The following is a 592-nucleotide window of genomic DNA, read 5'->3' on the forward strand; positions in this document are numbered from 1 at the left end:
GTGTTCAAGGCGGCGCGGGAAAGCTGGACAGGCCAGCCGGGCCAGGAAGGCCAGCAGAGCCAGCAGGGCCGGGAAGGCCGGGAAGGAAAAAGGACTCCCCCGCAGGGCCCCGGGCCCTGGGCCGGCACCGCATCCGGTGACGCGCCGTTCGGCGAGGGGCAGCCGATCGGGGACGAGCTTGTCAGCGACGAGGCGACATCAGACGGTGAGACGCGCGGTGGCCCCGCTACCGCCGGCCGGTCCCGTGAAGGTGAGGAATGATTCGTGTGGCTGCAATGACCGCCACCGTCAAGGACGAGCTCAGCCGGTTGCGGGTGGCCAAGCCGTGCTGTCGCCGCGCGGAGATGGCCGCTCTGCTGCGCTTCGGCGGCGGGCTGCACATTGTGCGCGGCCGTATTGTCGTCGAGGCCGAGCTCGATGCGGGTGCCACCGCCCGGCGGCTGCGCCGGGAGATCGCCGAGGTCTTCGGCTTCCCGTCCGGCATCGCGGTGCTTGCCGCGGGTGGACTGCGCCGGTCCGTGCGCTACATCGTCCGGGTGGAACGTGACGGTGAGCAGCTTGCCCGGTCGACCGGGCTGCTCGACCAGCGGGG

The 592-nt window shown here is 71.8% G+C and carries 1 protein-coding gene and 1 pseudogene; both read left to right on the forward strand.

The genetic code is table 11. The features are described from left to right. Nucleotides 1–261 (forward strand): annotated as a pseudogene (locus tag DD1DGNOD_RS27030) (hypothetical protein); the annotation flags it as partial. Then, nucleotides 258–592 (forward strand): DNA-binding protein WhiA (whiA, locus tag DD1DGNOD_RS13860; RefSeq protein WP_165036710.1); only part of this gene is annotated, 335 nt, incomplete at its 3' end. The pseudogene DD1DGNOD_RS27030 and the gene whiA, both read left to right, overlap by 4 nt.

The organism is Candidatus Protofrankia californiensis, assembly GCF_900634765.1.
In the GTDB taxonomy this organism is placed as follows: Bacteria; Actinomycetota; Actinomycetes; order Frankiales; family Frankiaceae; genus Protofrankia; species Protofrankia californiensis.